This is a genomic window from Clostridium sp., assembly GCF_034179595.1.
Classification (GTDB): Bacteria; Bacillota; Clostridia; order Clostridiales; family Clostridiaceae; genus Clostridium.
In genome coordinates, this window is sequence record NZ_JAXFPT010000061.1 from 14,954 (window position 1) to 33,004 (window position 18,051).

At 26.7% G+C, this 18,051-nt stretch carries 19 protein-coding genes; 15 read left to right on the top strand and 4 right to left on the bottom strand.

Annotated elements, in window-relative coordinates:
• Positions 1–86: 86 nt before the first annotated feature.
• A complete protein-coding gene (locus tag SPJ33_RS07010; protein WP_321117255.1) occupies positions 87–860 on the bottom strand; it encodes a histidinol phosphate phosphatase in 774 nt (257 codons plus the stop codon).
• 89 nt (positions 861–949) lie between these two features.
• On the opposite strand from SPJ33_RS07010, the gene SPJ33_RS07015 reads away from it, so the two are divergent.
• The 12 genes from SPJ33_RS07015 (at position 950) to SPJ33_RS07070 (ending at position 12,585) form a co-directional block, all read left to right on the top strand.
• Positions 950–1,291, top strand: a complete 342-nt coding sequence (locus SPJ33_RS07015; RefSeq protein ID WP_321117256.1) for a hypothetical protein — start codon at positions 950–952, stop codon at positions 1,289–1,291.
• Between the two features lie 121 nt (positions 1,292–1,412).
• Positions 1,413–2,615, top strand: a complete 1,203-nt coding sequence (locus SPJ33_RS07020) for a TcaA 3rd/4th domain-containing protein (protein ID WP_321117257.1) — start codon at positions 1,413–1,415, stop codon at positions 2,613–2,615.
• A 452-nt stretch (positions 2,616–3,067) separates the two neighbouring features.
• Positions 3,068–3,214 (top strand): hypothetical protein, encoded by a 147-nt coding sequence (locus tag SPJ33_RS07025; RefSeq protein ID WP_321117258.1) that lies wholly within the window; start codon positions 3,068–3,070, stop codon positions 3,212–3,214.
• Positions 3,215–3,308: 94 nt separating this feature from the next.
• Positions 3,309–4,118 (top strand): hypothetical protein, encoded by an 810-nt coding sequence (locus SPJ33_RS07030; protein ID WP_321117259.1) that lies wholly within the window; start codon positions 3,309–3,311, stop codon positions 4,116–4,118.
• A gap of 113 nt (positions 4,119–4,231) precedes the next feature.
• Entirely contained in the window at positions 4,232–5,515 is a 1,284-nt protein-coding gene (tig, locus tag SPJ33_RS07035; protein ID WP_321117260.1) for a trigger factor, read from the top strand.
• A gap of 160 nt (positions 5,516–5,675) precedes the next feature.
• Positions 5,676–6,272, top strand: a complete 597-nt coding sequence (gene clpP, locus SPJ33_RS07040; RefSeq protein WP_321117261.1) for an ATP-dependent Clp endopeptidase proteolytic subunit ClpP — start codon at positions 5,676–5,678, stop codon at positions 6,270–6,272.
• A 32-nt stretch (positions 6,273–6,304) separates the two neighbouring features.
• Positions 6,305–7,603 (top strand): ATP-dependent Clp protease ATP-binding subunit ClpX, encoded by a 1,299-nt coding sequence (clpX, locus tag SPJ33_RS07045; RefSeq protein ID WP_321117262.1) that lies wholly within the window; start codon positions 6,305–6,307, stop codon positions 7,601–7,603.
• A 129-nt stretch (positions 7,604–7,732) separates the two neighbouring features.
• Positions 7,733–10,045, top strand: coding sequence for an endopeptidase La (gene lon, locus SPJ33_RS07050; RefSeq protein WP_321117263.1), 2,313 nt, complete (start codon positions 7,733–7,735; stop codon positions 10,043–10,045).
• Positions 10,046–10,061: 16 nt separating this feature from the next.
• Complete coding sequence (gene yihA, locus SPJ33_RS07055) at positions 10,062–10,658, top strand: ribosome biogenesis GTP-binding protein YihA/YsxC (protein WP_321117264.1); 597 nt, start codon at positions 10,062–10,064, stop codon at positions 10,656–10,658.
• A gap of 169 nt (positions 10,659–10,827) precedes the next feature.
• Positions 10,828–11,487 (top strand): hypothetical protein, encoded by a 660-nt coding sequence (locus tag SPJ33_RS07060; protein ID WP_321117265.1) that lies wholly within the window; start codon positions 10,828–10,830, stop codon positions 11,485–11,487.
• Between the two features lie 47 nt (positions 11,488–11,534).
• Complete coding sequence (locus SPJ33_RS07065; RefSeq protein ID WP_321117266.1) at positions 11,535–11,837, top strand: hypothetical protein; 303 nt, start codon at positions 11,535–11,537, stop codon at positions 11,835–11,837.
• Positions 11,838–11,967: 130 nt separating this feature from the next.
• Positions 11,968–12,585: a hypothetical protein gene (locus SPJ33_RS07070; protein WP_321117267.1), complete on the top strand. Its 618-nt coding sequence runs from the start codon at positions 11,968–11,970 to the stop codon at positions 12,583–12,585.
• Positions 12,586–12,708: 123 nt separating this feature from the next.
• Here SPJ33_RS07070 and SPJ33_RS07075 read toward each other — a convergent pair whose 3' ends face one another.
• A complete protein-coding gene (locus tag SPJ33_RS07075) occupies positions 12,709–13,617 on the bottom strand; it encodes a hypothetical protein (protein WP_321117268.1) in 909 nt (302 codons plus the stop codon).
• An 85-nt stretch (positions 13,618–13,702) separates the two neighbouring features.
• Here SPJ33_RS07075 and SPJ33_RS07080 point away from each other — a divergent pair, with 85 nt between their 5' ends.
• Positions 13,703–14,911 carry an ABC transporter substrate-binding protein gene (locus SPJ33_RS07080; RefSeq protein WP_321117269.1) on the top strand — a complete coding sequence of 403 codons (1,209 nt, stop codon included), beginning with the start codon at positions 13,703–13,705 and terminating at the stop codon, positions 14,909–14,911.
• 42 nt (positions 14,912–14,953) lie between these two features.
• On the opposite strand, the gene SPJ33_RS07085 is transcribed toward SPJ33_RS07080, so the two are convergent.
• A complete protein-coding gene (locus SPJ33_RS07085) occupies positions 14,954–15,361 on the bottom strand; it encodes a Fur family transcriptional regulator (protein ID WP_321117270.1) in 408 nt (135 codons plus the stop codon).
• A gap of 409 nt (positions 15,362–15,770) precedes the next feature.
• Between SPJ33_RS07085 and SPJ33_RS07090 the strand changes: the two genes are divergently transcribed.
• Positions 15,771–16,097 carry a hypothetical protein gene (locus SPJ33_RS07090; protein ID WP_321117271.1) on the top strand — a complete coding sequence of 109 codons (327 nt, stop codon included), beginning with the start codon at positions 15,771–15,773 and terminating at the stop codon, positions 16,095–16,097.
• A gap of 149 nt (positions 16,098–16,246) precedes the next feature.
• The gene (locus SPJ33_RS07095; RefSeq protein WP_321117272.1) at positions 16,247–16,429 is read left to right on the top strand and encodes a hypothetical protein; all 183 of its coding nucleotides are present in this window, start codon (positions 16,247–16,249) and stop codon (positions 16,427–16,429) included.
• An 83-nt stretch (positions 16,430–16,512) separates the two neighbouring features.
• On the opposite strand, the gene SPJ33_RS07100 is transcribed toward SPJ33_RS07095, so the two are convergent.
• On the bottom strand, positions 16,513–17,988 hold the full coding sequence (locus SPJ33_RS07100; protein ID WP_321117273.1) for a nicotinate phosphoribosyltransferase: 1,476 nt from the start codon (positions 17,986–17,988) through the stop codon (positions 16,513–16,515).
• Positions 17,989–18,051: the final 63 nt, after the last annotated feature.

Sequence of the window (18,051 nt, forward strand, 5' to 3'; positions counted from 1 at the left end):
ACAATTAAGCATTAAGTAATAAAAAATCTTATTGCTATATGTGGAAAGTAGATTATAAAATATCTAGGCCTATAAGCCTAGATATTTTATATATTAATAATATTCATCTTTCTTTCTTTAAAATAGACTGGAATAAGCCCAGTTTCTTTTAATACTCTCTTTGCAACTTCAAGATTAGCCCCTATACTTTCTTTATTATGAGCATCAGATCCGATTGTTACATATTTTCCACCTAATTCTTTATATCTTTTATATATTTTAGTTAATTCTTTTGTTGATTTTTCATTATTAAGACGCTTAGTGTTTAGTTCTATTACCTTGCCTTTTTTTATTATTATATTAAATATTTCATCAAAGTAATTTGAAAAGTCAGATAGGTATAATTCATTATCATCATATTTTAAATATCTACAAGGATAATCAATATGTGATAGTGAATCGAAATTATCAAATTCTGAGATATTTTCAATCATTTGCTTAAAATATTTAGATAAATATTCTTTCTTAGATAAAGTTTCCTTTCTTGGGTCTGAGAATATATCAATATCGTCTATTGAATGAGTAGATCCTAATATAAAATCAAAAGGATATGAATTAGATATTTTATTATTTTTATCAACTATGCTATGTGCAAGTCCAATTTCTATACCAAGTAGTAAAGTATCGCTTCTATAGTTAGAATATGTATTAAAGAATTCATCACAATTAACTCTAAATAAATTTTCTTTAGGGTAATTATAGTCCATATGTTCTGTTATTATAGTACCTATATTTAATTGCTTTCCTTTTTCTATTACTTCTTCTATTTTCATTTTGCTATCTGAAGAAAATTCAGTATGCATGTGAGAATCAAAAATCATAAATAACCTCCTTTAAAATAATGAATTGCTTTTTTATATTATAGCATAGTATTATAAACTATGATAAAACTACACATGGAGGAATGATTATGAAAGAATTATTTAAAATAAAAGATATGCCTTTTTATGAAGAGGATTTTCTAGATGAAATTGAAGAGTATGAAGATATAATTCCTATAATACAAGAATTAGCAGATAGTTTAAGTTATGAAAAAATTAGTTGTGTTGAAATTAATGAATGTTGTAAGGTAAGTAAAGATAATTACTATGTAGAAATTCATGGATATATAAATAGCCAAGATGAATTTATAACAAAAGAAGAAAAAGAAAAATTTGAAAATGTATTAAATAAAGAAAAACTAGATTTATTTGTTATAAGAATATATAAATGCGTTGACTGTGAAAAATGGATTATTGATATTCTAGAATAATATAATGAGGCATTATATAGATTTTAAAGTCTATGTGATGCCTTTAAATATATGCGTAAAAATAAAATATTGATTTTTAATATATAAATTTATTATTATATATTTAAGATTGAGGTGAAAAATGGGTATAAAAGCATATATAGTTAAGGTTATTGAAAAAATAAAAAAACTTTTTAAAGGGCATTTTAAGATATTTATTTTAGTTTTTATTATAGCTTTTTTATTTATAGGTTATTTTGTAGGGAGTATTAGAACTACAAAAGAACAAATTTTTAGGAATTTAGAAATAGGTCTTGAAGAGGGAAATACATCTAAGCTTACAGATATAATAAAGGTTAATGGTAAAAAAGTATCAAAAAAAGATTTACTTCCTCTGGTAAATTATTATAAAGGGCAAGATTCTTCAGTCAAAAATACAATTAATCAAATAAAAAGTGGTAGCGAAAACTGTATTTTTAGATTAGCAAATAAAAAAGGTATGTTTGGAGATAGTTATTATGTTGACTTAAAGACATTTAATCTTAAAGTATTGAGTAATCTTGAAGAGGCAGATATACGAATAAATAAAAATATAAAAATAAATTCTGGTGATACATTAAATAGTCTTATACCAGGTAAATATACTATTATTGGATCAGTAAGTAATAAATATGGGAAAATAAAAAAAGAAGAAGATATAATTTTGATGAAAGATGAAACAGTAAATCTTGATTTAAATGGAGTTAAGGTTACTATAGATAGTGATTTTAAAGATGCTGATGTATTTATAAACGGAAAAAATACTAAAATAAAAGTTTCAGATTTTAAAAATATAGGCCCAATACCAAGTGATGGGAGCGTAAAAGTTTCAATTGAACAAGAGCTACCGTGGGGAATTGTGAGAGGACAAGAGAAAGAGATTCTGAAAAATCCTAACATATCTCTAAATTTAGATATAATAAATGATAAACTTTGGAATGAGGTAAATAATACACTAGATGTTTTTTATAAAAGTGTTTTTGAATCTTTAAATAATGAAAATAAAAGTTTAATAAATAGTGCTACAGATGAAGTAAAAGATAAAGTATATAGAGTTTTAGAAGAACATTACTTTTTTATGAAAAATAAATATGAAATTGACTCTTTAAATATAGATAAAGAAAAAAGTAATTTTCAATATAAAAATGGAGAATATAAGGGGACTGTAGTCTGTGATGTGCAATATAATACTAGCAAAATTATATTTGGATTTGGGAAAAAAGAAAATAGTAAAAAATTCTTAACTAAAGTTTTATATAAAGATGGAAAATGGATTATTTATGATATAGAAAATTTTTCATTGTAGTTAAAAATAGATATTTATAACCGTCTAATTTTTAGATGGTTATATTTTTATATAATAAAAAACCTGCACCAAAAAGCGCAGGTTAAAGGGTTATGTTCATTTAAGAAAGGGAATAAATGAACATTTTGTGGGGTTTATTTAAACTCTATAGCATTTGCTAATAGAGTGGTATGGGCTTAATTAAAATTTCATTTATTTGTTGATTTAATTATACTAAAGTTTAAAAAGAAATTAAATAGCTTAAGATAAACTTTACTTTTTATTAAGAAATAGTTAAAAAAATGTTTAAAAGTGTTGAAAAAAGAAGTAATAAAGTTTTAAATATAAGTAGTATTATATTTATAAATATATGCTAAAATATATTTTGGAAATTAATCATAAGATTTTTAAGATTATATTTTTTAATTAAAAACATAGTACATAAATTACTAATTTAATAAAGGAGAATTGTTATGTTGAGATTAGAAAAAAAGACTCTTTTAAAAGATACTCCAGAGTATGAAGAATATTCAGATAATGTAGCTAAACTTACAGATAATGAAAAACGAGAACTTGGAATAAAAGTATGTAATTGTAAATGTAAAAATAAAGTTAAATAAAAAAATAATTAAAAAATAATAAATGGGCGTATTATTTTAATTAAATAGAATGTATACTATATGTATTATTTAGTAAGTTTAGGAGGTAAATATTTTGGCTAAACCAAGTATTTTTAGTAAAGATTATGAAAAAAGGATGAAGCGTAGAAGGCTTAGGATTATTATAGCGGTTGGTTTAATAATTGTTGTTGCCGGATTGTTTGTTTATAAATTCAAGATACAAAACATGGATTTTTCTAATGTGAGAAATAAGCTTCAAGCATGGGTAGATAGCGATAATCCAGATTTGCAACCACAAAAAACTCAAGAATCTGAAAAAGTACAAGTAAAAGATACGGAAATTAAGGACACAGAAAGTAAGCCTGAACCTCCAAAGAAAGCTTATATAGAAGCAAAAATTAGTGATAAGGTTGTAGCTAAATGCGAATATAAAGTAGTCGATAAAAAGAAAGAATTTGTTAGCATGAAAAAGATTGATGGCGCAAGTTATGATATATCACCTAATAAACAAATGTTGTTAATATTAGATAAAGATCAAAATATGAAATTAGTAGATATAGATGGAAAGGTTACAGATATAACAAAAGGCGAATATGTATCTACAAAAGGAGCTAAATTTTCAAAGGATACTATAATAAAGAATGATAAAAACTATGTATGGCATAATCAAGCTAAATTTTTAGATGATGAAAATATTGTTTATGTAAGTAATTTACCTTATTTCGGAACAGCATCAACTAAACAATATGTATGGATGTATAATATAAAAAATAAAACTCATACTTTAGGAAGATTAGCAGGAAAAGAAATCACTATAGGAAAAGTTGTTCCTAAAAAAGGAATAGAAATTAAAGTAGATAAAAATGAATATATACTTAATAATAAGGGAAGTATTGTAAAGTAAGTTATACCAAAAATACTAATAATACAAAGCATTTGAAAATGTATGGAAACCTATGTTATAATAACGTAGTTAATAAACGAGAATAAAGCACTGTTTTAGGAGGAAAAATAGAAATGGAAGCTAAAATGGAAAAAATAGAAGCTAACGTTGTTAAATTTGAAGTAAGAGTAGAAGCAGAAAAATTCACTGCTGCTTTAAATAAAGCTTACAACAAGAATAAGAAAAACTTTAATATACCAGGGTTCAGAAAAGGAAAAGTACCTATGGCAATGGTTAAAAAGCACTATGGTGTAGAAGTATTATTTGAAGATGCTATAAACACAGTAATTAGTGAAACATATCCAAAGTTAGTTGAAGAAAACGACTTAAAGCCAGTTGATTTCCCAAAGATAGATGTACTAGAAGTTGGAGAAGGTAAAGATTTAGTTTATACAGCAGAAGTTACTGTATACCCAGAAATCGAACTTGGACAATACAAGGGATTATCAGTTAAGAGAAAAGAAGCTAAGGTTGAAGATTCAGAAGTTGAAAGCCAATTAGAAAGCATGCAAGCTCAAAATGCAAGAATAGAAACTAAAGATGGTGGATCAGTTGAAAAAGGTGATATAGCTGTTATAGATTTCAAAGGATTCATCGACGGAGTTGCATTTGCAGGTGGAGAAGGACATGACTACTCATTAGAAATCGGATCAGGATCATTTATAGATAACTTTGAAGATCAATTAGTAGGAATGAGCGTTGATGAAGAAAAAGAAGTTAAAGTTACATTCCCAGAAAACTATGGAACAGAAGACTTAAACGGAAAAGAAGCTACTTTTGAAGTTAAAGTTAAAGAAATAAAAGTTAAAGAATTACCTGCTTTAGATGATGAATTTGCTAAAGAAGTATCAGAATTTAACACATTAGATGAATTAAAAGCTGATATAACTGGTAGATTAGAAGAATCTAAGAAAGCTACATTCGAAAGAGAATTCGAAGATGAATTAATAACAGCTGTTATTGAAAACTCAAAAATGGATATTCCAGAAATAATGGTTGAAAAAGAAATAGATAACATGGTTAGAGATCTTGAAGCAAGATTAAACCAACAAGGATTATCATTAGAACAATACATGCAATTTACTGGAAACACAGAAGACAAAATGAGATCATACATGAAAGAAAATGCTGATAAGAAAGTTAAAGCTGACTTAGTATTAGAAGCTATTGCAAAGACTGAAAACATTGAAGCTACTGAAGAAGAAGTTAAAGAAAAAGCTACTGAAATAGCTAAGATGTATGCTGGAGATGAATTTGAAAAGATGGCAGAAATGCTAGTTCAAACTCAAAAAGGTATGATCGAAAGAGAAGTAGTTGTTGTAAAGACAATCAAATTATTAGAAGATAACTGCAAATAGTTAATAATAAATAACTATATATAAAAAGTTAATAAATGTAACGATAAATTAATTGCCAGAAAAGTATTTTCTGGCAATTATTACAAATAAAAGATTAACAAAAGAGAAATGTTGAGGTATAATTTTATTTAAGGTTACATTAAAAAAGGAGGGAACAACAATGAGCTTAGTTCCAATGGTTGTTGAACAAACTAATAGAGGAGAAAGAAGTTATGATATCTTCTCAAGATTATTAAAAGATAGAATAATAATGATTAATGGTGAAATAAATGATGCAACTTCAAACTTAGTAGTTGCACAACTTTTATTCTTAGAAAGTGAAGATCCAGATAAGGATATATATATATATATAAATAGTCCAGGTGGATCAATAACTGCAGGTATGGCTATATATGATACAATGCAATATATTAAGCCAGATGTTTGTACTATATGTATTGGATTAGCCGCATCAATGGGATCTTTCCTACTTTCATCAGGTAAAAAGGGAAAAAGATATGCACTTCCAAATGCAGAAATAATGATACACCAACCTTTAGGTGGATTCCAAGGTCAAGCAACTGACTTTGATATACATGCAAAGAGAATTTTAAGAATAAAAGATAAATTAAATCAAATACTAAGTGAAAATACAGATCAACCTTTAGAAAAAATAAAAGCTGATGTAGAAAGAGATTACTTCTTAGATGCAGATGAAGCTATGGAATATGGATTAGTTGATAAGGTTATAACTAAGAACGAAATCGAAAATGCATAATAATAAGTAATTATCATTAGTGAGGTGAAAATATGGCTAAATACGAAGAAAAGAAACAGTTAAAGTGTTCTTTCTGTGGCAAAACTCAAGATCAAGTTAAGAGATTAATAGCTGGTCCTGGCGTTTATATATGTGATGAATGCATTGAATTATGTTCAGAAATTATAGAAGATGAATTTGAAGAAACTAGTGAAGCAGTTTCTCAAGAATTACCTAAGCCACAAGAAATAAAGGAATATCTTGATTCATATGTAATAGGTCAAGATGGAGCTAAAAAATCATTAGCTGTTGCAGTATACAATCATTATAAGAGAATAAATTCTAAAAAAGTATCAAATGATGATGTTGAATTACAAAAGAGTAATATTTTATTATTAGGTCCAACAGGTTCAGGTAAAACATTACTTGCTCAAACACTAGCTAAGGTTTTAAATGTTCCATTTGCAATTGCAGATGCAACAACATTAACAGAAGCTGGTTATGTTGGAGAAGATGTAGAAAATATCTTACTTAAATTAATACAAAATGCTGATTATGATATAGAAAGAGCAGAAAAAGGTATTATTTATATAGATGAAATAGATAAGATTGCTAGAAAATCAGAAAATCCATCAATTACAAGAGATGTTTCAGGGGAAGGTGTTCAGCAAGCACTTCTTAAAATACTAGAAGGAACAACAGCTTCAGTGCCACCACAAGGCGGAAGAAAGCATCCTCATCAAGAGTTATTACAAATAAATACTTCAAATATATTATTTATTTGTGGTGGAGCTTTTGATGGAATTGATAAGATAATTGAAAAGAGAACAAGAAAAAGTTCAATTGGATTTGGAGCAGATATTCAATCAAAGCAAGAAAAAGATTTAGGAACAGTATATAAAGAAATAATGCCAGGGGATCTTTTAAAGTTTGGGTTAATACCTGAGTTTGTAGGAAGACTTCCTATATTAGTAACTTTAGAATCTCTTAATAAGAAGGCTTTAGTAAAAATATTATGTGAACCTAAAAATGCTTTAGTTAAGCAATATAAAAAATTATTTGAACTTGACAATGTAGATCTTGAATTTACAGATGGAGCATTAGATGTTATAGCTGAAGAAGCAATAAGTAGAAGTACTGGTGCTAGAGGATTAAGAGCTATAATTGAAGAAATAATGATGGATATAATGTTTGAAATTCCTTCAGATGAAAGAATAACTAAAGTAGTTATAACAGAAGACACTATCAAAAAAGGTGGAAAACCAGAGGTACATAGACTACCAGAAGGTGAAGTAAGACCTATGCTTGTTGATAAGTCATCAAAAAATAAAGAAGGTATGGAAACTGCATAAATAAAAAACACTCTTTGCTTAGAGAGTGTTTTTTTATTTGTAATATTACAATTATTGAAAAAAGTTATGGTTATGGTATACTTATTAAGTCTAATAAAATAAAAAAATTAAGTTTGGAGGAAGCTACGTATGACAAACGAAAATATTCTTCCTTTAATTCCTCTAAGAGGGATAACTATTTTTCCAAATATGGTTACTCATTTTGATGTTGGAAGAGAAAAATCAAAAGCAGCAGTTGAAGCTGCTATGCAAAATGGTGAAAAGATTTTTTTAGCACCACAAAAAAGTATTGAAATAGATGATCCAAAGAAAAACGATATAAGTAAATTTGGAACAATATGTGATATAAAACAGATAATTAAATTACCTAATAATGATGTTATAAGAGTTTTAGTTGAAGGGAAACAAAGAGCTAAGATAAAAAAATATCAGGCAAAGAGAATTTATTTAGAAGTTGAAGTAGAGAGAATTGAAGAAGAAGAAATAAATAATATTGAAATTGAAGCTTACATAAAGTCTTTAAAAGATAAGTTTATAAAATTCATGAAACTTACTGGAGAAAATTCAAAAGATATTATTAAAGCTGTAGAAGTTGATGATAAAGTCTATGAATTTATAGATATGGTAAGTTCTGTAGCAGTTACAAGAGAAGATTATAGACAAGAATTACTAGAAATAGTGAGCTTAAAGAAAAGAATTGAAAGACTTCTAGAAATGATAGAAGAAGAAATTGAAATAATAAAAATTCAAAAGAAAATAGCCAAGAAAGTTAAAGAAAAAACTGATAAAAATCAAAAAGAATATTTCTTAAGAGAACAGTTAAAAGTTATACAAGAAGAACTTGGCGAAGATGATGAAGCAAAGCGTGAAATAGATAAATATGCATCAAGAATTGAGGAAGCAAACCTTCCAAAAGAAGTTAAGGAAAAGGCAGAATATGAACTTAACAGATTAAAAGGAACAGGAGCATCAAGTTCTGAAGAAGCTGTTATAAAAACATATCTAGATTGGATATTGGACATGCCTTGGAATAAAGCTACTCAAGATACTTTAAATATAAAAGATGCAGAAGAAGTTTTACAAAATGAACATTATGGCTTAAATGATGTTAAAGAAAGAATTATAGAATATTTAGCAGTAAAACAAATGAGCAAAAATATGAAAGGCCCAATATTATGTTTAGTTGGACCTCCAGGGGTTGGAAAAACTTCTATTGCAAGATCAATAGCTAAAGCAATGAATAGAAATTATTCTAGAATAGCTTTAGGTGGAATGAAAGATGAATCAGAAATAAGAGGACATAGAAAAACTTATGTTGGAGCTATACCAGGTAGAATAGCTTATGCATTAAAAGAAGCTAAGACAAATAATCCTCTTATATTATTAGATGAAATTGATAAGATTAGTTCAAATTATAAGGGTGATCCTTCAGATGCTTTACTTGAAGTATTAGATAGTGAACAAAATTTTAATTTTAGAGATAATTATCTAGAACTTCCAATAGATTTATCTAATGTATTTTTCATAGCTACATCAAATAGCTTAGATACAATACCAAGACCATTATTAGATAGAATGGAAGTTATAGAAGTTTCAGGTTACACTTATGAAGAAAAATTTGAAATAGCTAAAAGATATTTAGTACCTAAAATCTTAAAGGAACACAATATTGAAGAAGATAAGATAAAAATAAGTGATTCTGCTATTAAAGATGTTATTGAAGGATATACTCTTGAATCAGGAGTTAGAAGTTTAACTAGAGTTATAGCTTCATTAATTAGAAAAGCTGTAACAGAAATGCTTAAAAAGAATAAAGATAGCATAAGTATAAATTCTAAAAAAGTGGAAAGCCTATTAGGTAAAAAGACTTTTAATTATGATAGAGTAGATAAAGAAGATAAAATAGGTGTAGTTACTGGAATGGCATGGACTGCTTATGGTGGAGATACATTACCTGTAGAAGCTATGGTTATGGAGGGTAATGGAAAACTTCAATTAACAGGCCAACTTGGTGATGTTATGCAAGAATCTGCAAAGGCTGCATTTACTTATGTAAGAGCTAATGCTTTTAAATATGGAATAGATGTAGATTTTTATAAAAATAAAGATATTCACATACATGTTCCAGAAGGAGCGGTACCAAAAGATGGTCCTTCAGCTGGGGTAACTATGGTTACAGCATTAGTTTCAGCTTTATCAAATAAAAAAGTTAAACATAATGTTGCTATGACAGGAGAAGTAACATTAACAGGAAGAGTTCTACCTATTGGAGGACTAAAAGAAAAATCACTTGCAGCTGTTAGAGCTGGAATTGATACTATAATTATTCCAAAGGATAATGAAAAAGATATAGATAAAATACCAGCTTCAATTAAAAAAGGTTTAAAGATAATATCAGCAGAGCAAATTGATACGGTATTAAATAATGCAATAATGCAATAGTGGAGACGTGATACCTATGAGGATAAAACAATCGGAATTTATTATATCAGCAGTTAAAAAGCAACAATATCCAACAGATAATAGAGTAGAAATTGCTTTTGTTGGAAGATCTAATGTTGGAAAGAGTTCTATAATAAATGCTCTTACAAATAGAAAAAAATTAGCAAAAGTGAGTCAAACACCAGGAAAGACAAGACTTATAAATTTCTTCTTGATAAATAATGATTTCTATCTTGTTGATTTACCAGGATACGGATATGCTAAAGTATCAAAGGCTGAAAAAGCAAGTTGGGGTCAAACTATTGAAAGATACTTAAATGGAAGAGAAGAATTAAAGAGAGTTGTTCTTTTAGTTGACTCAAGACATAAGCCAACAGCAGATGATGTAATGATGCATGAATGGATAAAACACTATGGATATGATGTGATAGTAGTTGCTACAAAGAGTGATAAATTATCAAACAATAATTTAAGAAAAAGTGAGAAGGTAATTAGAGAAACTCTAAAATTAGATAAAGAAGATAAGCTTTATTTCTTCTCATCACTAAATAAAAAAGGTAGCGAACAATTAATTGACAATCTTTTTGGAGATTTAGCACAAGATACTGAATAATATCATATTAATATAAGGTTCTAGTAAAAGTTATATAAACTTTTACTAGGGCCTTTTTGTTTTGTAGAACTTTGAACTAATTTTAAAATTTAGTGTCAAATTATTTATGAAAGAATAATATATAGTATAAAAACTAAAAAAATCAAACAAGGAGGTCAGGAATAAGCATATGAAGGATGAATTGAATGATATCCTAAATGGATATGATAACGGCAATTGTGATTATGGACCTGAATGCGATTGTGATTGTGATGACATTAATTGCAATGATAGCTTCAATTGTAGCGATGACTTTGATTGCCATAACAACTTCGATTGTAATGGAGACTTGAATTATGATGATGACTTTGATTGCGATTGTGGCTTTGACTTTGATGATTGTGATTTCGGATTTAATAATAACAATTGTAACTGTGGAAACTGCGGATTCAATGGCTTCGGTGGATGCGGAAACAATTCTTGGTTTTTATTAATTATAATATTATGCTGCTGTTGTGGAAATGGTAGATACAGTGGCGGATATGGAGGATATAAGAATATGGGATATAATGATTGCTGTTGTTGTTGTTGTGAAAAACCTAAATTTAAGAAATGTAAACAAACAGTTTATGTACCAGAATGCATGGATTCACTAGGTGCTTATAACTATCCTATGTATGACGGTGGTTATGGCGGCTATGGTGGATATGGTAACTGTGGCGGTTTTGGCGGCGGAAATTGCTTATGGTGGATAATAATATTATTAATCTTCTGCGGTGGTTTCGGCGGAAACTGTGGATTTGGAAATAACGGATGTGGATGTGGAAATAACGGATTTGGAAATTGCTAATTTAGATTATTAATTAAATAAAAGATAAAATATAGGAGGAATTTAATATGTCACACAGAAAATGTTGTTGCGATAAAACAGTTGTAGTTTCACCTTATCAACAAGTACCTTATTATTATGATCGCGGTGGTTGTAGTGGCTTCGGTGGCGGAGACTGCTGGTGGTGGATAGTAATATTATTAATCTTCTGCGGCGGATTTGGAAACAATGGATGCGGATGCGGAAACAACGGATGCGGAAATAATGGATGCGGAAATAATGGATGTGGAGGATTTGGAAATAACAGCTTAATCTTCATCTTAATAATCTTAGTATGTTGCTGCGGCTGCGGTGGATATGGAAGATACTAATTAATCAATTATATATAATTGATAATTATTGGAGGGTTTTTAACCCTCCAAAAAATTGCTTTAAAATAATAACCAATATTAATATTATTACATACTATATAACTAGAACAATCTCTTAGGAGGAGTAGAAATGTCAAAGAAGAGACATAAAAGCAGAAATGATTCATATGATAATATGCAATCTCCATTTAATAGTAATATGTCTAATAATCCATTTGGTATAGATCCAAATCAGCTTATGAATATGTTAGGTAATATTGATCAAGATAAATTAAATAACATAATGAAATCCTTAGAAAAAGAAGGTGTGGATTTAAGCTCATTTCAATCATTAAATAATATGAATGATATAAATAATAATACTAATAATCAAAATAATATGAATAACAATATGAATGGTAGCAATTTAAATAACCAAAATAACTTTAATAATCAAAATAATTTTAATAACCCTAATATGAATCCTATGGAATTACTAAATAATATGGCTATGAATATGAATAATAATGGTATGGGGCAGATGGGACCTGCAGGACTAAATCCATTAGCTATATTAAGTCAACTTGCAGGAATGAATAACTTTAATAATAACAACAATAATAGTCCAAATAAGAAAAAGAGAAATAAGTTTAATACAGGAGATCCTAATATGGATATGCTCCTTACATTAAGAAATTCTGTACCAAATGAAAGAGTAGGGTTTGTTGATAAAATAATAGGATTATATAAAAAGGGAGATTTAGATTAAAAAAGTGTATAAAAATTTTTTAAAAGGTTAATAATATAATTGTAACGGAGAAGAGTATTCTCCTATAAGCTATATAAAATATAGCAACCCCCCATCCCCCTTTTAGGCCGCATTAGCGGCCTTTTATTTTAAGCAAATATTAGATATCTTAAAATTTTTACTATCTTCTCTAGATAGGTCTAACTCAAATATAATCTCTTCTTTTTTTAGTGATGCTTTATTAGTTTTTTCAAATGTTACATTCCATCTGATATTTTGAAGTATACCATCACTATCTACCTCATTATCATAAAAAAAACCATCTTTAAATGAATATTTAAAATTATCCTTATCAAGTTTATATAATACCGAAATATTAGATTCTTCAATATATTTATGGAATATATCAGGATAATCTGTAATTTCATAATCAAGTGAAACTATATTAATAAAACTTAAAATTTTATCATAATCAGCTATTATTTTTGAATTTTTAGTTATATCTATAAGTTCATCATTTATAAGCATAAAATTTTTAAAAGATTTTTTTGTATTAATTCCATTTAAAAGATATAGCTGAGGTGTTCTATTCATATTTGAATCTATCAAACCTACAATTGGAGTTTTGGAAGAATATTTTAAAACAAATTTATTTTGTTCATATGTGAATAAATATGTTATTGGAGAATTCTTTTTATAACCTTGAATTAATATTTCAGGTTTATTGTCTCTTGATATGTTTAATATAAGAACATTCATATTATAAGAGTTGCTATAATCTGATATATAATTATCAGAAGTTAATGAACTTAATAAAATAGTTTTTTTAAATGTTGTTATTTGAAGATCACTATGATTTTTATTATTTATAATTTTTATGTTTTCAGGTATTCCATCTCCTGTTAAATCTATGTTTGCATCGCTATTTATGATTGTAGGAGAATTTACTTCAGTTATTGGTTTGTTTATAATACAAAAAATATATATTAAAAATAAAACTATAAAGATTAAAGATGTTAATATAATATAGTTTTTAGAATTTTTTCTTCTCATTTTCTTAAACCTCCTCAATAAAGTATATGAGACATATATAATTTAATGAATAACTACGCAAACTATAATAACGGAGGTGTTAAATTTGAAGAGAAAAATAATTCCAGTATTAATTTTTATATGTTTTTGTTCGTTTTTAATAGGTTGTAGGAACAAAAAAAACAATGATATTAAAGAAGTGAATTTGTATTATAATACACAAAGCGTAAAATCAATAAGTTATGTATCTGATTTAATAAAAAGATATGAGGAAAAACAAGGTGGTAAGATTAATATTATTCCAGTAAATGATGTAAGTGAAATAGAAAAACACATAGACGCTAAAAAAGATTCTTTTTTAGTGCTATTAGATGGATATGATTTTATTGATTATAAAAATAAAAATTATTTAAGAGATTTAAGTTTTTTATTTAAAGAAAAGAGTATAAAAGAAAAATTCATAGACATAAATAACTTATATGGAATTCATGAAGGTAAATATTATGGTCTTGGTCTTACTCCATATTCATTAAGTCTTTTATATAATAAAGAGGCTCTTAAAGATTTAGGTATAGAAATAAAAGAAAACAACTATATAGAGATATTAACGAAGTTAAGAGAAAAAAATATAAAAATACCTACTCATATAAAAAGTGAATATAGTAAAGAACTTCTTTTTAGTTGTTTGATTGCTAATGATACAATAAATTATGATTTATATAAAACAGATAAAATAAATAAACTTTCAGAAAAGATTAATAATATAGAAAATGGACAAAAGATTTTTGATGTAATGCATGATTTATACAATAAAAATATATTAAGGGAAGATATGTTTTTAGAAGATAATAAATCAGCAATAAAAGATTTTAATGAAGGAAAGATACCAGTTCTTTTAACAACAACATTATCGGCGCAAGATATAACAAATAAAGAAGGTATAGATATAGTAGATAAGATGCCGATACAAAATAAAATTGTAAATACAAATGTTGGAATGGATGTTACATTATGTTCTGTTATTGGAACAACTAATATAGATCATGTAGATAATTTTTTGAGATTTCTTATTGAAGAAAATCCATTTGAAGTACTTAGCAAAAAGAATTGTATCACTGGTAATATAGAAGCTGATAGCAATTTAAAAGGTGTGCAAATAAAGATGGCAAATGATATAGCATCAGCTGATGAAATAAATAAGTTTTATATAAATATAATATCAAATGAAGATATAAGTAAAATAGATAAAGAATGTAAAAAAGTTCTTAGTGGTAAATATGACGGAAAAGAATGGAGTAGGGTATTAGAAAAATAAAAAATAAAAGCAAATCTATTATTAGATTTGCTTTTTAAAGGTTTATTGACAATCCTTGCAAAGACCGTAAAAATAAGTTTGATTATATGAAATTTTAAATTCTGAATTTTTTTCTACTTCAGAATTTAAGTGGTCAAAAGAAAGATTTAATAAATCATCAACTCTTCCACAATTTACACATTGTACATGAGGATGAGAGTTTACATTTCCATCATATCTAAAGTTTCCTTCTCCAACGTTTAGTTCTTGCACTAAACCAACCTCAACTAATGTTTTTAATGCTTTATAAACAGTAGCTAAACTCATAGTTGGAAAATCAGCTTGGATAGCTTTATATATAACTTCAGCTGATGGATGTTTTTTTGTGTTCATCAAATATTTATATACTGCAAGTCTTTGAGGTGTTAATTTAAGCTTTTTTTCTTTAAAAATAGCACTAATGTTATCCAATTTAATACACTCCTTAACTTGTTGATAATGATATTATATCTTTTAAGGCATACTAAGTCAATTAATATTATTAGATTATTATAACTTGTTAATAATAGATATTTGTTAAAATGATAGTATTAGTTCGTTATAATTTGTTAATAATTAATATTTATTAAAAAATAGCTTGATATATAAAGTGAAAAATGTTAAAATATAAACAAGGTTGTTAATTCATTAACAAACTTCATGTTCATTTCATTTATATAGAACAGATTATCTGTTCTATTTTTTTTTCAAAAAATTTAAAGTTTATATAATAAATTGTTAATTTTGTATAATAAGTTAATTAATAATTGAAAATAATAATATAAAATGCTAAAATATTACTAAGATGAACTTGAAGTAAAGACAAAAAGGAGGAATTTTTATGTCTAAGTATAAAGTTGGAGATGAACTATTAATAGTAAATAATCCTAATGAAGAAAAAGAAAAGTTAAAACAATTAACAAAGTTAAGTATAAATAATGATTTTGCACAAATTTCATGGGGTATAAAAATATTAGAAGTAGAATATGAAAAGCCAAATGTTACTCTTACTTATAGAAATATAAATGGGGAAGTTAACAAAGTATTTGCTGTATGCAAAGATATAGAAAATTTTGATCAACAAAAAGTTCTTGAAAAGGCTTTATTAAAGGCTTTCCAAAATGAAATAATAGATATATCAGTAGGAAAAAATACTGGTTTAAAATAATAAGCTAATAAAAAATAATAACCGCTTTTTATGGTTATTATTTTTTTATTATTAAGAAATAAATACTTTATTTTTTTGATTAGATATTATATAATTTATTTGTAAAAAAGTGGTATAAAAATGAATTTTTTAGTAAGGTAGGGATAAAAATGAAAATATGTCCGTTTTGGTCTTCAAAGGAAAAGACAATAAAATGTAATAATGAGTGTTCTATGCATGAAGATTTAAACAATGGAGAAGAATGTGCATTTACAGAGTATTTGCAAGATATAGATTTGAAATTTAACGATGTAATTGAAAATGAAAATTTTGAAAAAGTATTATTTTACTAGATATGAGATTATATAAAAATGCGGTATTAATATAAAATATAAATACCGCATTTTTATATAATTTTTTATTATTAAAGATTATTTTATGAATAATAATTTGTTGTTGAATGTAGTAAAGTTTGTTTTAATGACCAAAGCTTATCAGATAAATCAATATAATAATCATGAGGGTTTTCAAATCTTAAAACTTCAGACCAAAGCTTTTCAGTTTCAGAAATAGCAAATTCTCTAATATCCATAACTGATGGTGATTCATATACTAGATTACCCTTATCAAATATTTTCACCATTAAATCTTTTACATAGTAATTTTTTATAGTCTTCTTTTTCCAAGTATGTATAGGATGGAAAATAGTTAATGGAAGACTTTCATCTATAACTTCATCATGAAGCATTAATAAATCTGCTATAGCCTTATGAGTAGCTTTATCAAAAATTCTAACTGTTTTTTTAAATCCAGGGTTAGTGATTTTTTCATTATTTTCACTGATTTTTATTTTAGGAATAATTTTACCGTCTTTTTCAACTGCAACTAATTTATAAACTCCACCAAAAACAGGTTCTGATTTTGCAGTTATAAGTCTTTCACCAACACCGAATGAATCTATACAAGCACCTTGACTTAATACATCTCTGATAATATGTTCATCAAGAGAATTAGAAACTATTATTTTACAATCACTGTAACCTGCCTCATCTAGAATTTTTCTACATTCTTTAGTTAAGTAAGTTATATCACCTGAATCAATTCTTATTCCTGTAGGACGTTTTCCTTGAGGGTTTAATATTTCATCAAATACTTTAATTGCATTAGGTAACCCAGATTTTAATACATTGTATGTGTCTATTAAAAGCAAGCAATTATCAGGATATATCTCTGCCCAAGCTTTAAAAGCTTCATATTCTGTATCAAATAATTGAACCCAACTATGAGCCATAGTTCCAATTGCAGGAATATCAAAACTTTGATCTGCTATAGTACATGCAGTTGAATGGCAACCTCCAATCATAGCAGCTCTTGCACCATATATAGCACCATCATATCCTTGAGCACGACGAGAACCAAATTCCATAACAGTTCTTCCATCAGCAGCTCTACATATTCTATTTGCTTTTGTAGCAATTAGAGTTTGGTGATTTACAGTTAAAAGAATCATTGTTTCAATAAATTGAGCTTGAATAATAGGACCTCTAACAGTAACTAAAGGTTGATTTGGAAATACAGGATTTCCTTCAGGTACTGCCCAAACATCACAGGCAAATTTGAAATTTTTAAGATAGTCTAAAAATTCTTCTGAAAATAAATTTTTAGATCTTAAATAATCTATGTCATCTTGTGTAAATTTTAAGGAAGTTAGGTATTCTATTATTTGGTGTACACCAGCCATAATACAATATCCACCACCATCAGGTACTCTTCTGAAATACATATCAAAATAAGCTATTTTATCTTGAATATTTTTTTCAAAATAACCATTTCCCATGGTTAATTCATAAAAATCAACAAGCATGGTTAAGTTTCTATCATCTTTAACATTAAATGATGTTGTTTTATTCATAAGTCAACTCCTCTAAAAAAATATTTAAAACTATTGTACAACTTAAATAGAATTATTACAATA

What these genes read in the sequence shown, in the direction of transcription:
- SPJ33_RS07010 (WP_321117255.1), bottom strand. Translation starts at nt 860, where the DNA reads ATGATTTTTGATTCTCACATGCATACTGAATTTTCTTCAGATAGCAAA.
- SPJ33_RS07015 (WP_321117256.1), top strand. Translation starts at nt 950, where the DNA reads ATGAAAGAATTATTTAAAATAAAAGATATGCCTTTTTATGAAGAGGAT.
- SPJ33_RS07020 (WP_321117257.1), top strand. Translation starts at nt 1,413, where the DNA reads ATGGGTATAAAAGCATATATAGTTAAGGTTATTGAAAAAATAAAAAAA.
- SPJ33_RS07025 (WP_321117258.1), top strand. Translation starts at nt 3,068, where the DNA reads ATGTTGAGATTAGAAAAAAAGACTCTTTTAAAAGATACTCCAGAGTAT.
- tig (WP_321117260.1), top strand. Translation starts at nt 4,232, where the DNA reads ATGGAAGCTAAAATGGAAAAAATAGAAGCTAACGTTGTTAAATTTGAA.
- clpP (WP_321117261.1), top strand. Translation starts at nt 5,676, where the DNA reads ATGAGCTTAGTTCCAATGGTTGTTGAACAAACTAATAGAGGAGAAAGA.
- clpX (WP_321117262.1), top strand. Translation starts at nt 6,305, where the DNA reads ATGGCTAAATACGAAGAAAAGAAACAGTTAAAGTGTTCTTTCTGTGGC.
- lon (WP_321117263.1), top strand. Translation starts at nt 7,733, where the DNA reads ATGACAAACGAAAATATTCTTCCTTTAATTCCTCTAAGAGGGATAACT.
- yihA (WP_321117264.1), top strand. Translation starts at nt 10,062, where the DNA reads ATGAGGATAAAACAATCGGAATTTATTATATCAGCAGTTAAAAAGCAA.
- SPJ33_RS07060 (WP_321117265.1), top strand. Translation starts at nt 10,828, where the DNA reads ATGAAGGATGAATTGAATGATATCCTAAATGGATATGATAACGGCAAT.
- SPJ33_RS07065 (WP_321117266.1), top strand. Translation starts at nt 11,535, where the DNA reads ATGTCACACAGAAAATGTTGTTGCGATAAAACAGTTGTAGTTTCACCT.
- SPJ33_RS07070 (WP_321117267.1), top strand. Translation starts at nt 11,968, where the DNA reads ATGTCAAAGAAGAGACATAAAAGCAGAAATGATTCATATGATAATATG.
- SPJ33_RS07075 (WP_321117268.1), bottom strand. Translation starts at nt 13,617, where the DNA reads ATGAGAAGAAAAAATTCTAAAAACTATATTATATTAACATCTTTAATC.
- SPJ33_RS07090 (WP_321117271.1), top strand. Translation starts at nt 15,771, where the DNA reads ATGTCTAAGTATAAAGTTGGAGATGAACTATTAATAGTAAATAATCCT.
- SPJ33_RS07095 (WP_321117272.1), top strand. Translation starts at nt 16,247, where the DNA reads ATGAAAATATGTCCGTTTTGGTCTTCAAAGGAAAAGACAATAAAATGT.
- SPJ33_RS07100 (WP_321117273.1), bottom strand. Translation starts at nt 17,988, where the DNA reads ATGAATAAAACAACATCATTTAATGTTAAAGATGATAGAAACTTAACC.